We start from the raw sequence: 13,992 nt of genomic DNA on the forward strand, positions 1-13,992 counted from the left end.
GGCATAAATTCATTTAGCCCCTTTTGGGGAGAAGCTAAAATCCAACAAGACTCAAGAATCATCAAAGCTGTGATTTGACGATTCTGTTGCAGAATAGCGCATCTTTTTATCGAATTAAAGTAATTACTCTAATCCTAAGGCAAAAAAAAGCCCCGGCCGTGTGTGGAGGCCGGGGCGCCATTATTTGGCTGATCACTAAAAGTGAAATAAAGGTCTGAAAGATAGAACATCTTAACCTCTGTACCCTACGCCGCGAATAATAGCCCATTTATCTCTATTTTGAAAACAGTTTTTTATTTTTGGTGTTAATAATCGCGTTTTTGATCACAGATGTAGGTATCGCAAACTCGATGGGATTCTATCTGTCTTTATGTAACCATTTGAATATAAATAAAAAAGGCATCTGGTGATGCCTTTTTCAGTATTTCGACAAACTTTCATCGCTATGATTAGTGAGCTTGTTCCCAACTATCACCAATGCCAGCTTCAGCTAAAAGCGGTACTTTTAAGTCAGCCGCTTCCGCCATTAATTGGCAGATTTTATCTTTCAGCACATCCGCATTTTGCTCATCGACTTCAAACACCAATTCATCGTGTACCTGCATCACCATGGTGATGTCATCACGTTGTTCGCTACTGATCCATTCATCTACCGCAATCATGGCTTTTTTGATGATATCGGCGGCCGTACCTTGCATCGGCGCGTTAATCGCGGCGCGTTCCGCAGATTGGCGGCGCATCGCGTTCCGATCTCTAATTTCTGGCAGATACAGCCGACGACCAAACAGGGTGGAGACATAACCTTGCTCGGCAGCCAATGCGCGAGTTTCTTCCATATAACGCATCACGCCCGGATAACGTTTGAAGTAGGTATCGATATAACTTTGGGCTTCGCTGCGTGGAATATCTAACTGACGCGCTAAGCCAAAGGCTGACATACCGTAAATTAAGCCAAAGTTCACTGCTTTGGCGCGGCGACGTTGTTCGGATGTTACTGTTTCAAAAGCTACATCAAACACTTCGGCGGCGGTGGCGCGGTGAATATCTTTACCCTCGGCAAATGCCGTTAACAAGCCTTCATCTCCCGACAAATGCGCCATAATGCGCAACTCAATTTGCGAGTAGTCGGCAGCCAACACTTTACGGCCTGTTGGCGCAATAAAGGCTTGGCGGATCTTGCGGCCTTCTTCAGTGCGGATTGGAATGTTTTGCAGGTTCGGATCACTCGATGATAAACGACCTGTAGCCGCATTGGCTTGGTGATAGCTCGTATGGACGCGGCCAGTTTTGCCATTGACCATCATTGGCAGTTTATCGGTGTAGGTACTTTTCAACTTAGTTAAGCTACGGTGTTCCAAAATCACTTTGGGCAGCGGATAGTCGAGCGATAGTTCGACTAACACCTCTTCTGCGGTAGATGGTGCGCCTTTCGGTGTTTTTTTGATGATCGGATAACCGAGCTTTTCAAAGAACAGCTGTTGTAGCTGTTTGGTGGAGCCCAAGTTGAACTCTTCACCTGCAATTTCATAGGCTTTTTGTTCGAGTTCGTCGATCTTGCGTGCTAGTTCATCACTTTGTTGCCCCAGCAACATGCTGTCGATCAGTACGCCGTTGCGCTCCATTTTCGACAAAATGGTGATCAGCGGCAGCTCAATGTTAGTAAACACGCTGGGCAGGTCGGTTTCTTTACTCAAGCGTGGCCAAAGATGTTGGTGCAAACGCAGGGTAATATCAGCATCTTCAGCGGCATAGTGCGCTGCCGTTTCTAACTCAATCTGGTTAAATGTTTTTTGCTTAGCACCTTTACCGGCAATCTCTTCAAAACTGACACATTTATGGCCGAGATATTTCAGCGACATGCCGTCCATGTCGTGGCGCGAGGCCACTGAATTGAACACATAGGATTCCAGCATGGTATCAAAGCGCACTCCCTGCAGGATGATACCGACGTTAGCCAGAATACTGATGTCATATTTGAGATTTTGGCCGATTTTACCAATTGCTGGGTTTTCTAAAATCGGCTTCAGCTTGGCGAGCACATCGGCTTTATCGAGTTGTGCTGGCGCGCCGTCGTAATTGTGCATCAATGGCAGATAAGCAGCTTTGCCTTCCTCAATAGAGAATGACAAACCGACGAGCTCTGCATCCATATAGTTGAGGCTGGTGGTCTCGGTATCCACGGCGAATTCGTCTGCCTTGCTCAGTTGCTCCAGCCAGCTATTCAACTGTTCATTGGTGAGAATGGTGGCGTAATCGATTTCCACTGCGGCGGTTTCTGCCACATCTTCAGCGCTGGCAGTTTCTTTATGCGCATTTTGTGGTGCTTTGTTATCCAGCACTTCGCCAAGCCAACGTTTGAACTCCATCTCGCCGTATAGCTTGATCAGCTCATCACGGTTGGGATGTTGAATATTGAGCTCGTCCCATTTGATATCCAACTCACAGTCAGTTTTGATGGTCGCTAATTCATAGGAGAGTTGCAGCAGTTCGGCGTTATCGCGAATTTTCTGCGGCATCGTCTTCGAGCCTCTAAAACCGATCGCGACAACATCATCAGGGTTGGCTAACAACTTACTTACGCCGCCAAGACCCGTTAGCATCGCCAGCGCAGTTTTCTCTCCCACGCCTGGCAGGCCTGGAATGTTATCGGCTTTGTCGCCCATCATGGCGAGTAAGTCGATGATAAGTTCTGGACCGACACCAAACTTAGTGGTGACTTCCTCAGGCCCGAGAATGGTATCGGTCATGGTATTGATCAGGGTGACGTTATCATCCACTAACTGCGCCATATCTTTATCGCCAGTGCTGATCAAAATCGCGCGGCCATCTTTGCTGGCTTGGCTGGCGAGGGTGCCAATGACATCATCTGCTTCTACGCCGGGAACGCACAACAGCGGCAGGCCTAATGCTTTAATGATTTGGTGCAGAGGTTCAATCTGGCTACGCAGATCGTCCGGCATTGGTGGACGATGTGCTTTGTAGTCGGCGTACATCTCGTTACGAAAGGTTGGCCCTTTGGCATCAAACACCACCGCCATTTGCGAAGGCGTATAACGCGACAGCAGGCTGCGCAGCATATTGACAACCCCATAGACAGCTCCGGTCGCTTCACCTTTTGAGTTGGTGAGGTGTGGCGGGGCATAATAGGCGCGGTAGAGATAGGAAGATCCGTCAACGAGGATCAGTGGGTTGTCAGCGATTTTTGGCATAGTGTCGAAATCGATTTTTTAGCTGTTTGAATTAGCGTTAAAGGATGCCACAGACGGTGAATTTGAGCCACGACAAAATACTCTCAGCCTGTGGATAAGTCTGTGAGTGAAAAATGTAACAGCGTGGGTAAAAGGAGAAAGGCTAAATCGTCCCTGTATCTAACTTACTGTTTTTATTTTATTTTAATTTTTTTTGTGAGTTGTGCTTTACTTTACGTAAATATTCCTGTCTGTGGATTTCTAAAATTCCATTTCCAGATTTACTGCGGAGAGTTAAAGAGCAAACTCTCGCTGGAACAGTTGCAATAAGTTAGCATGATTTTTGAACAGATCAACAGTTTCGTAACAGATTTGTTAAACCCAAATGACATAAGAGGGATTTTTTAATGAAGAAAATGGCCGTGCTCCTAAGTGGCTGTGGCGTATTTGATGGTAGTGAAATCCACGAAGCCGTTTTGACCTTGTTAGCCTTGGCAAAAGCTGGCGTCAGTTACCAATGTTTTGCGCCTGATATAGCGCAAATGCATGTAATTAATCATGCTGCTGGTGCAGTGGCTGAAGGTGAAACTCGCAATGTGTTGGTGGAATCTGCCCGTATCGCGCGGGGTGAGATAAAAGCAACTACTGAGCTCGATATCAGTGAGTTTGATGGCTTGGTAATTCCTGGTGGCTTTGGTGCAGCGAAGAATCTGTGTGATTTTGCGGTGAATGGGGCGGAGATGCAGATACCACCGCTTGTGACTGAATTTATTGGCCAGTTTATCAAAGCTAACAAAGTGGTCGGCTTTATCTGTATCTCGCCAATCATGATCCCACTGCTGTATGGCGCGGGCGCGCAAGGCACGATTGGCACTGATGCTGATACCGCGGCGGCATTTAAAGCGATGGGCGGCGACCATCAAGCAGTCACGGTGGATGAGATTGTTGTTGATGCTGCGCGCAAGGTGGTTAGCACGCCTGCCTACATGCTGGCGGGTAACATTGTTGAAGTGCATAACGGCATTGAAAAGCTGGTGGCCAAAGTGGTTGAGCTGGCGTAATCATTTTCCCGATAATAAAAAATGCCGTGAGCGTTTATTCGTTCGCGGCATTTTGTAATTTTAAACGGATCTCCTATCAGGATTTGGTGGTTGCTTTTTTGGCTTTAACGGCCTTTTCTTTTTGCGCTTTGGTCCACGCTTGATGTTCGGCAAAGTAAGGCTCGTCTTTTAATAGCTTTTGCTTAGGGTCGAGTTGAATCCGATCTGCATTACCGACAACCAATTCACCGTGGCCGTGTGGCATTGACACCGTGAACAATTTACCGTCGACCAACACTTCAACTGGCAGCGCAAAGTCGCCAGTGGTTTGCTGCCAACGGATTTTCAACACATCACCCTCACGTTCGCTCACCAGTTGTGGCAACTTGGCTTGGTATAGATAGGTGTTGAAGAAGCCTGTCATATCTTCACCGCTGACGCGATTGACGATGGCAATAAAGGTTTTGGTATTGCTGTAAATCGGCTTGAAGTTGCCCGGTTGCGGATTAGGTGTGCCATACACCAACTCGCGTACGGCGCGGAAGAACTTCTCATCACCAAGATAGTTGCGTAGCGTGTGCAGCATCAGCGCACCTTTATTGTAGATATCTTGTCCCGGGCCGCGTTTTTCATCGTAAACGCCTTCTTCGGTTTTCGATTCGCCCGATACCATTGGCGCTTTATTGGTGACTTTGGCACGTAGGCCGTAAAGTTGCGCGTCATAGGCCATTTTGCCGTGCAGATACTCGGCATACAGCGGTTGCATATAGGTGGCAAAACTTTCGTGCAGCCAAAAATCGTCCCAGTTCTCATTGGTCAGTTGGTTACCAAACCACTCGTGGGCCAGTTCATGCTGTAGCAAGCTGTCGTAACCAAAAATCCCTTTGGCGTAATGGTTACCATACGCGTTGATAGTTTGATGCTCCATGCCCAAATGCGGCGTATTCACCACGCCCATTTTGTCTTGCCAAAAAGGGTAAGGGCCGATGTAACGCTCAAAGAATTCCAACTGTTTCGGAAATTCTTGAAATAGCACACTGGCATCTTTCTTATCGCCTTTCAGATACCAATATTGCATAGAATATTGATGACCGTATTTGCTGTGATAATCCGCTTGCAGCTCTTCATAAGGGCCGATATTAAGCGCGACGGCATAGGTATTGGGTTGTTGAACTTGCCAATGATAGGTATTCCAACCATCTTGTTCAGTTATATCAATCAATTTGCCGTTAGATGGCGCGATCAGTGGCGCGGGTACCTTGATGAACAGATCGGCAACTAACGGCTCGCCCATTGGTTGGTCGATACACGGCCAGAACAGATCGCAGCCTTCACCTTGCACCGCAGTGGCAATCCATGGTTGGCCGTTCTCAGTTTTGCTCCAGACAAAACCGCCATCCCAAGGGGCATGTTTAGCTTGGTGTGGTTTACCGGCGTAATCGATGGTGACGGTAAACTCCGCGCCTTGTGCGACCGTTTGAGGCAGAGTGATAAACTCGCGGCCTTCAGGATTTTGCCATTGGTTGGCAGATAAGGTTTGGCCATTCACTGCAATTTGGCTGATCGGCAGTTCGCGGTCGAGATCGACGGAAAATGTTGTCAACGCAGCTTTGGCGGCAAAACGTAATACCGCATGGCCAGCAATGGTTTGGGTTTCCGGAAACACCTGCCAATGCAGTTCAGCATGCTTGAACAATAAGTCTTTTTGCGTGGCCGGCATGTCGCCGCCAGATTCTTTCGTCAGCTGAGTGTAGAGCGGTTTCTCGGGCGTTGGTGAAGCGGTGCTGGCACAACCCGCGACGGCTAAAGTGAGCAATGGTGCAAATAGGTAAGCGTAGGATTTCATGGCAACTTTCAGGCGTTATTCTTGTTGGTTAAGCCGCCATTGTGCCGTGTGATGCTGAGCATCACTACGGCAAAACTGTTGCGAATCGTTTCAAACTTGTAAACAGAAGGTGGAAGATTAACGTTTGCGGCGGCTGTCGAGCCAACCTTGCAGTAAACCAGTAAGTAAGCCTGCTAAGTGGGCGCTATTGGCAATGTTATCGCCCATCACACCACTAAAGCCGAGTACGAGGGAGAGCAACATAAAGCCCATTAGCGCAGGTTGCAGCACTAAACCGCGTTGCGGCGCCCATTGGCTCATCACCCAGCTGTAGCCAATCAAGCCGTAGACTACGCCGGAAAGCCCACCAAAATTAGGCCCGCTAAAGAAAAACTGCACCATATTAGGCAAGGTGCCGGCGACCATAAGCAGCAGTAACAAACGGCCACTGCCGAGGCTGTTTTCAATCCGGCCACCGAGATACCACAACCACACCATGTTGAAGGCGATATGTAGCAGCGAAAAATGCAGCAAGCTTGGGGTAAACACGCGCCAAATCTGCCAATGGCTGTCCGTGCTGGCACCAAAAAACGATAGCGCGCTGAAGATGGCTTCGGGCGCGAACATCATCGCAATATAGATAACCACACAGGTAATTAAGGTCACTAATGTGACCGGACCGGCGCCAGTGATAACTTGTGTCAGCAGTTGTAAGCCAGGCGCGCCGTAATCGAGTTTGGTTTGGTTGTCGCCCACTTCCCACGATGCTTGCTGGTATTTGCCATCCATCGGATTGTGAATAAAGGCGGCAAATTCGCGCTGTGCGGCAATGGCATTACGCTCGTCCACCACGTAAATCGCGGTGCCCTGCGCGGTATGCTCGATGCGGGTTTCAATCCCTTGGCTTTTGAGATAATCGGTCAGTGCCATGACGGCACGGGGCGATGCCAGCCGGCCAATCTCAACCATTAGCAGCCGCCCATGCGGTGTAACCTCCTTCGAGGCTATAAATGTCATCGAAACCTTGCTGGTGCAGATATTCGGCGGCACCTTGGCTGCTAATGCCGTGATAGCAAACGACAACCAGTGGCGCGTCTAAATCTGCTTGCGCCATAAATTGGGCGATGTTGTCGTTACCCACACGTTGTGCGCCGGCGATATGGCCTTGCTCAAAGCTAGCGGGATCGCGGATATCGATGATTTGTAATTCTTCGCCTTGTTGCAGGCGTTGTTTGAGTTCGGCAATGTTCAGGATCTTGTAGGTCGTCATGGGAATACCTAATGCTTTGCGGCTAATTTGTTGATACTGATCACATTTTGCCTGAGGGCACTGCGTGAGTACAGTGCCCAGCAAGCAGAGTCCTGATTTGGGTGTTATTCCCAGTTCAGGATCACTTTGCCTGATTGACCAGAGCGCATGGCATCAAAGCCCGCTTGGAAGTCATCGATGGCAAATTGGTGAGTAATGATTGGCGAAATATCTAAGCCAGATTGGATCAAACTGGCCATCTTGTACCAAGTCTCAAACATCTCACGGCCGTAAATGCCTTTAATCACTAAGCCTTTGAAGATCACTTTGCTCCAATCAATCGCCATTTGGCCGCCAGGAATACCCAGCATAGCGATTTTGCCGCCGTGGTTCATGGTGTCCAGCATGGCGTGGAACGCTGATGGCACGCCAGACATCTCTAAACCGACGTCAAAGCCTTCAGTCATTTTCAGCTCTTTCATGACGTCTTTAAGATCTTCTTTAGCTACGTTGACCGCGCGGGTGGCGCCCATTTTACGCGCCAGATCTAAGCGGTATTCGTTGACATCGGTGATCACCACGTGGCGCGCACCCACGTGTTTACAAATCGCCACCGCCATAATGCCAATGGGACCGGCGCCGGTGATCAACACATCTTCGCCAACCAGATCAAATGACAGCGCAGTGTGCACTGCGTTACCGAATGGATCGAAGATAGAGGCTAAATCGTTGCTGATATCGTCTGGAATGCGGAAAGCGTTGAACGCTGGGATCACCAGATATTCAGCAAAACAGCCTTCGCGGTTTACGCCCACACCAAAAGTGTTGCGGCACAAGTGAGTGCGGCCTGCGCGACAGTTACGACAGTGGCCGCAAGTGATGTGGCCTTCGCCAGAAACGCGGTCACCGAGGTTAAAACCGCGTACTTCGCTGCCTACGCCCACCACTTCGCCAACATATTCGTGACCAACCACCATAGGTACTGGAATAGTGTTTTGTGACCATTCGTCCCAGTTGTAGATATGCACATCGGTGCCGCAAATGGCGGTTTTGCGAATTTTGATCAGCAGGTCGTTCGGGCCCATTTCCGGCTTTTCAACATCGACCATCCAGATGCCTTGTTCAGGCTTTAATTTGCTTAATGCTTTCATGATGACTCTCAATGCTCGCCTTAGATAATGCCCATCTCTTTACCGATACGGGTAAAGGCGGCAATGGCGCGGTCCAGCTGCGCCTTAGTGTGCGCGGCCGACATTTGGGTACGGATACGAGCTTGGCCTTGTGGTACAACCGGGAACGAGAAGCCAATCACGTAGATGTTTTCTTCGAGCAGTTTGTTAGCAAAATCGCCCGCCAGTTTGGCGTCGCCAATCATTACCGGCACGATAGCGTGGTCGGCTCCGGCCAAGTTGAAACCTGCGGCAGACATTTGCTCGCGGAAGTACTGTGCGTTTTCACGCAATTGGTTACGCAGTGCATCGCCATCTTCCAGCAGTTCCAATACTTTGATAGAGGCCGACACAATCGCTGGCGCCAAAGAGTTAGAGAACAGATATGGGCGTGAGCGTTGACGCAGCCAGTCGATCACCTCTTTTTTACCAGCAGTGTAGCCACCAGACGCGCCACCAAGGGCTTTGCCGAGTGTGCCGGTGATGATGTCTACGCGATCCATTACGTCGCAATATTCGTGAGTGCCACGGCCTTTGTCGCCAACAAAACCCACTGCGTGGGAATCATCCACCATCACCAGTGCGCCGTATTTGTCGGCCAAATCGCACACGCCTTTGAGGTTGGCAATCACGCCGTCCATAGAGAATACGCCGTCGGTGGCGATTAAAATATGGCGCGCGCAAGCATCTTTGGCGGCAATCAATTGTTGCTCTAAATCCGCCATATCGTTGTTGGCGTAGCGGAAGCGTTTAGCTTTACACAAACGCACGCCGTCGATGATGGAGGCGTGGTTCAGTGCGTCAGAGATAATCGCGTCTTCAGCACTCAGCAGGGTTTCAAATAAACCGCCGTTAGCGTCAAAGCATGATGAGTACAGAATGGTGTCTTCGGTGCCTAAAAAGGCAGACAGCTTAGCTTCCAGCTGTTTATGGATATCTTGAGTGCCGCAAATAAAGCGTACTGATGCCATACCAAAGCCGTGATCATCAAGCCCTTGTTTGGCGGCTTCAATCAGCGCTGGATGGTTAGCTAACCCTAAGTAGTTGTTGGCGCAGAAGTTAATCACTTCTTCGTCATTTACGGTGATGGCAGTTTGTTGTGGCGATACGATAATGCGTTCGCTTTTATAGAGGCCGTCCGCTTTGGTTTGTTCGAGTTGTTGTTGGATCTGTTGGTAGAATACAGAAGATGCCACGTTCAGTCTCCTTTAGTGATTATGCTGACTTGTGGAATTGGCGGCATTTTAACCCCAATTAGACCGCCACCACAGTGATTTTTAGCCTAGCCATAGCGCTATTAGTAAGATTAGTGCGTGATAGTGAGTTTCATAAATAAATCTAATCTGATGTCGTCAGCTTGAGGTAAGGTACCGCGATAAATTAGTTGCTTTGAGAAAGACTAAGATAGTGTTGTTCAATGCGATTAATCGTCTCGAATGACGTTTCTGTCGCATAGGCGCGAAACAGCATCAGCAGTCGAAGCACCCCATCATAAATGGCACTTTTGGTAATGCTTTTCATGGTGGTTTGCGTAAGTTGATAGCTAATCCAAAAACTCACAATCATTTTTACCGTATCTGCCAACGCAGGAATATGGGCCGATTCAATTTTCAAAAAGCCGTCGTTACACAACTGGGTTAGCAGCTTACATACATGGTCTTGTAGCCTTGTTTGTACCTTGAGATAGCGCGCTTTGAGTTGTTCATCCCGACTCAAAATATCGGCTAAGTTGGTATAAACAAAACGGAATTGCCACAGCGCGTAAAATACCGCATCGAAGTATTTGATCAGCAGTTCAATGTTAAGCGCTTCATCGTGATACGGCTGAAATGCCGATTCTAAGTGCTGCTCATATTGCTGAAAGATGCTTAGGATGATGTCCTCTTTATTACGAAAATGGTAATACAGGTTGCCTGGGCTCATGCCCAAATGCGCGGCGATATGATTAGTGGTGGTACTACGCTCACCATGTTCGTTAAAGAGCTGGAGACTCGCTTGAATGATACGGTCGCGGGTTTTCATGGCAATCCTTGAATCAATAGGGCCTTGCTTATGCGGTGGGCGCGTCTATGTTACCATTGCCGTTTCAGTGGTAAACCTGATTGATAACGCGCATGAACCGCATTTGCTACTCGTTTTTATTGTACCTGCTTACGCCAATATTGCTGATTTATTTAACGATTCGTGCGATCAAAAGCGCGGATTATCGCGGCCGTTGGGCGGAGCGATTTGGTTTGACGCGATTACAGCGCAGCGATGTGCTGATCCACAGCGTATCAATGGGCGAAACTCAAGCCGCCATTCCGTTCATCAAAAAGATTAAGCAGCAATATCCGCAGCTGTCGATTACCGTTACTACCACCAGTCCTACCGGATCAAAGTTGGTCACCAAAGCGTTTGGTGACAGCGTGCAGCACTGTTATCTGCCGTTTGATCTGCCGCTGTGCATCAAACGTTTTTTGCGCCAACTCCAGCCTAACTTGCTGATTGTGATGGAAACTGAGCTGTGGCCAAATCTACTGCATTACAGCAAGCAGCGTGGCGCCAACATCATGCTGGCTAATGCGCGCTTGTCTGCAAAATCGGCGCTGGGCTATGAAAAATGGTCCAAGTTAAGCGGCCCGATGCTCAAGCAACTGGATTTAATCGCGGTGCAAACTCCTGAAGAAGCGCAGCGCTTTATCGCCCTCGGCGTACCGCAACCGCGGGTGCATATCTGTGGCAGTTTGAAGTTCGACTTAACCCTAGATGCCGCGCAACTTGCGCCTTACCAGGCGTTGAAACAGCAATGGCAACGTTCGGTGGTGTGGGTAGCAGGCAGCGTGCATCCCGGCGAGTTTGCCGCAGTGCTTGAATGTCATCAGCAGATTTTGCAGCGTTGGCCTGATGCACTGCTCATTATGGTGCCCCGTCATCCGGAGCAATTTGATAACGCCGCCACCGCAATTAATGATGCTGGATTTGAATGTGTGCGTCGCAGTGCGCAGCAACCGGTCATCAAAAAAACTCAAGTGTTACTCGGTGACACCATGGGTGAAATGCTCGGCTGGTATGCGTGTGGTGATTTGGCCTTCGTTGGTGGCTCACTGATTGTGATGGGCGGCCATAATCCGCTGGAACCCGCGGCATTAGGGTTACCAATTCTGCAAGGGCCAAACTATCGCGACTTTTTAGAGATCAGCACCATTTTGCAAGAAGCTGGCGCAATGCAGATTGTGGCGGACGGCGACGCAATGGCTCGCGCCGCGATAAATTTGTTGAGTGATGTTGAACAAAAGTCCGCCGCAGGCCATGCGGGGTTAAACGTGGTCGAGATTAATCGCGGTACGCTGGCGCGACAATTTGCGGTGGCAGCGCCGTTGCTGAATCAGATTACGCACGAGTAGCACACCCGCTAGTGAAAGCTAACGCGCGCAGTTTATTCCGTTCGGTGTTAGCTATTCTCAAGCCCAATTGGATTAACTTGTTGGTAGCCTGCAATTAACTGTTGCCAACAATGTTCATCAAACGCCAGTGTTGGCTGTTTGCCATGCTCTTTTCTAAACGATCGCAGTAACCGTTCCATGTTGCTGCGTTGCCAGTCGGGCGTGGCATCGCGCAGTTCACCGCGGTCAAAATCAATCAGGTAAAACTGACCATCACTCAGCAGAATATTCTTAGCATTGAGATCCGCATGATACACACCGCGATGGTGGAACTTAGCGATCAGCTGACCTAGCGCTTGCCACTCCGTATCTGTTAGCGCGCGTTCTGCTAGCAAGCCCACCAAATCCTGCGCATTCGGCAAAAGTTTCGTGAGAATATCAGCGCGATAAACAAACCCACTGCGCACCACTTGTGCGGCGATAGGTTTAGGCACCGCAAAGCCTTCATCGTATAGCTGTTCGAGCAGTTGTAACTCAGCAAAGGCGCGAGTGTTTTCGTAACCAGAAAACGGATAAGCATCTTTGATCAGTTTGGCAATTAAGCCGCCCCGCCAGTAATGGCGCAGTGCCCAACGCTCACTCTCATGCGCAACAAACCAAGTGATATTGCGGCCACTGGAGCTGCCAACCACGGCGTTTTGCTGGCGCCAGAAGGCCTCAGTAAACCATTCGGGGCTTATTTCAGTGGGGGTGTCGTGACAAAAAGCAATTTGGCCGTGGGCGGTTTTTTTTAATTGCATGTTAATGAGTATCTAAAGCGTTAGCACCTGACGCCATTCTACATTAAGATCTGAGCCTTGCACTTAATAAGCCTTGATAAATCCGATGCGTTTTGACCCCAGCCAAATGAAATCTCTCTGTATTCTGCGTCTGTCTGCGATTGGCGATGTCTGCCACGCGGTTGCTATGGTGCAGGCTATTCAGCGGCAATATCCGCAGCTACCGATCACTTGGGTGATTGGTAAGGTGGAATATCAACTGCTGAAGCATCTGCCGGGAGTAGATTTTGTCATCTTTGATAAATCTTTGGGCTGGAAGAGCTATGGCGATCTGAAACGCAAACTCGGCGGGCGTAAATTCGATGTGCTGCTGCATATGCAAGTGGCGGCTCGAGCGACCATTGCATCACTGATGATCAAGGCCAAAGTCCGTATTGGCTTTGATCGGGCGCGCGCCAAAGAAGGTCAATGGCTGGTGACCAACGAACGGGTCAAGCCGCTGGCAACACCGCACGTGCTGGAAGGCTTTATGGGCTTTGCCGAAAAAATCGGCGTGACCGATTTAACGCCGCAGTGGCATATTCCCATCCCAGAATCAGATATGGCGTTTGCCGAGCAACAACTGCCGAGTAATGAAAAGGCCTTGGTGATCTGCGCTGCTGCTAGCAAAGCGGAACGCAACTGGTTGCCAGAGCGCTATGCCGCCGTCGCGGATTACGCCGTAGCCAAAGGCTTTAAAGTGTATCTGTGCGGTGGCCCGGCGCAATTAGAAAAAGATTTAGCGGTCAATATCATCAAGCACAGTCAATCTGAGTTGACCAATCTGGTGGGACAAACCTCCCTTGTGCAACTGCTGGCGATGCTAAAACGCGCCACGATTGCACTGGCACCCGATACTGGTCCTGCGCATATGGCTGTCACTCAAGGCACGCCAGTTATTGGTTTATATGCCCATTCCAACCCCGGTCGCACAGGCCCTTATCTCTATCGCGATTATGTCGCCAGTGTTTACGAGCGAGTGATTACCGAACAATATCCAAAGCAAACAATAGCTTGGGGAAAGCGCGCGAAAGGTGAGAACTTAATGGAAAAGATCTCTGTAGAATGCGTATATCACTTGTTTGATAAAGCGATGGCCGTTGAATAAATAACAGCAAATTGAGATTGGTTGAGAGAAACCTATCTACCCAATTTGTTTTTATTTTAGCTGTCATTCCGCTGTTTAAATATGTATCAATGACAGCAAACAATAGCTGTTACGTAACAGCTATTGGTCATTAACAAAGTTAAAAGCCGTTCGAAAATCCCGAAATTCCCACATACCAAATACAGCAATATCAAGTAATTATACTGTTTTTTGAACCCAATCTTTTTTAC

General features: G+C 49.0%; 11 protein-coding genes. 3 read left to right on the top strand and 8 right to left on the bottom strand.

From position 1 onward, the window contains the following. Positions 1–449: 449 nt before the first annotated feature. Positions 450–3,209, bottom strand: coding sequence for a DNA polymerase I (gene polA / locus HR45_RS16780; protein ID WP_037445352.1), 2,760 nt, complete (start codon positions 3,207–3,209; stop codon positions 450–452). A 386-nt stretch (positions 3,210–3,595) separates the two neighbouring features. Between polA and elbB the strand changes: the two genes are divergently transcribed. Further along, a complete protein-coding gene (gene elbB / locus HR45_RS16785; protein ID WP_037445354.1) occupies positions 3,596–4,249 on the top strand; it encodes an isoprenoid biosynthesis glyoxalase ElbB in 654 nt (217 codons plus the stop codon). A gap of 76 nt (positions 4,250–4,325) precedes the next feature. Here the strand turns inward: elbB and HR45_RS16790 are convergent, their stop codons facing one another. The 6 genes from HR45_RS16790 to HR45_RS16815 all read right to left on the bottom strand — a co-directional run bounded on the left by HR45_RS16790 (position 4,326) and on the right by HR45_RS16815 (position 10,493). Next, positions 4,326–6,074 (bottom strand): M1 family metallopeptidase, encoded by a 1,749-nt coding sequence (locus tag HR45_RS16790; protein ID WP_037445355.1) that lies wholly within the window; start codon positions 6,072–6,074, stop codon positions 4,326–4,328. A gap of 117 nt (positions 6,075–6,191) precedes the next feature. Beyond that, entirely contained in the window at positions 6,192–7,022 is an 831-nt protein-coding gene (glpG, locus tag HR45_RS16795; protein ID WP_037445356.1) for a rhomboid family intramembrane serine protease GlpG, read from the bottom strand. Further along, a complete protein-coding gene (gene glpE, locus HR45_RS16800; protein WP_037445417.1) occupies positions 7,015–7,323 on the bottom strand; it encodes a thiosulfate sulfurtransferase GlpE in 309 nt (102 codons plus the stop codon). The genes glpG and glpE overlap by 8 nt, the downstream gene beginning before the upstream one ends. Before the next feature lie 104 nt (positions 7,324–7,427). Next, entirely contained in the window at positions 7,428–8,453 is a 1,026-nt protein-coding gene (gene tdh, locus HR45_RS16805) for an L-threonine 3-dehydrogenase (RefSeq protein ID WP_037445358.1), read from the bottom strand. A gap of 20 nt (positions 8,454–8,473) precedes the next feature. After that, complete coding sequence (locus HR45_RS16810) at positions 8,474–9,667, bottom strand: glycine C-acetyltransferase (RefSeq protein ID WP_037445359.1); 1,194 nt, start codon at positions 9,665–9,667, stop codon at positions 8,474–8,476. A gap of 184 nt (positions 9,668–9,851) precedes the next feature. Continuing rightward, positions 9,852–10,493, bottom strand: coding sequence for a TetR/AcrR family transcriptional regulator (locus tag HR45_RS16815; protein WP_037445360.1), 642 nt, complete (start codon positions 10,491–10,493; stop codon positions 9,852–9,854). Positions 10,494–10,585: 92 nt separating this feature from the next. Here HR45_RS16815 and waaA point away from each other — a divergent pair, with 92 nt between their 5' ends. After that, complete coding sequence (gene waaA, locus HR45_RS16820; RefSeq protein ID WP_037445361.1) at positions 10,586–11,857, top strand: lipid IV(A) 3-deoxy-D-manno-octulosonic acid transferase; 1,272 nt, start codon at positions 10,586–10,588, stop codon at positions 11,855–11,857. 47 nt (positions 11,858–11,904) lie between these two features. Here waaA and HR45_RS16825 read toward each other — a convergent pair whose 3' ends face one another. Then, positions 11,905–12,636, bottom strand: coding sequence for a 3-deoxy-D-manno-octulosonic acid kinase (locus HR45_RS16825; RefSeq protein WP_037445362.1), 732 nt, complete (start codon positions 12,634–12,636; stop codon positions 11,905–11,907). A gap of 85 nt (positions 12,637–12,721) precedes the next feature. Between HR45_RS16825 and HR45_RS16830 the strand changes: the two genes are divergently transcribed. After that, positions 12,722–13,762 carry a glycosyltransferase family 9 protein gene (locus tag HR45_RS16830; protein ID WP_037445364.1) on the top strand — a complete coding sequence of 347 codons (1,041 nt, stop codon included), beginning with the start codon at positions 12,722–12,724 and terminating at the stop codon, positions 13,760–13,762. Positions 13,763–13,992 lie beyond the last annotated feature (230 nt).

It is taken from the genome of Shewanella mangrovi, assembly GCF_000753795.1.
Lineage (GTDB): Bacteria > Pseudomonadota > Gammaproteobacteria > Enterobacterales > Shewanellaceae > Shewanella > Shewanella mangrovi.

What these genes read in the sequence shown, in the direction of transcription:
- polA (WP_037445352.1), bottom strand. Translation starts at nt 3,209, where the DNA reads ATGCCAAAAATCGCTGACAACCCACTGATCCTCGTTGACGGATCTTCC.
- elbB (WP_037445354.1), top strand. Translation starts at nt 3,596, where the DNA reads ATGAAGAAAATGGCCGTGCTCCTAAGTGGCTGTGGCGTATTTGATGGT.
- HR45_RS16790 (WP_037445355.1), bottom strand. Translation starts at nt 6,074, where the DNA reads ATGAAATCCTACGCTTACCTATTTGCACCATTGCTCACTTTAGCCGTC.
- glpG (WP_037445356.1), bottom strand. Translation starts at nt 7,022, where the DNA reads ATGGTTGAGATTGGCCGGCTGGCATCGCCCCGTGCCGTCATGGCACTG.
- glpE (WP_037445417.1), bottom strand. Translation starts at nt 7,323, where the DNA reads ATGACGACCTACAAGATCCTGAACATTGCCGAACTCAAACAACGCCTG.
- tdh (WP_037445358.1), bottom strand. Translation starts at nt 8,453, where the DNA reads ATGAAAGCATTAAGCAAATTAAAGCCTGAACAAGGCATCTGGATGGTC.
- HR45_RS16815 (WP_037445360.1), bottom strand. Translation starts at nt 10,493, where the DNA reads ATGAAAACCCGCGACCGTATCATTCAAGCGAGTCTCCAGCTCTTTAAC.
- waaA (WP_037445361.1), top strand. Translation starts at nt 10,586, where the DNA reads ATGAACCGCATTTGCTACTCGTTTTTATTGTACCTGCTTACGCCAATA.
- HR45_RS16825 (WP_037445362.1), bottom strand. Translation starts at nt 12,636, where the DNA reads ATGCAATTAAAAAAAACCGCCCACGGCCAAATTGCTTTTTGTCACGAC.
- HR45_RS16830 (WP_037445364.1), top strand. Translation starts at nt 12,722, where the DNA reads ATGCGTTTTGACCCCAGCCAAATGAAATCTCTCTGTATTCTGCGTCTG.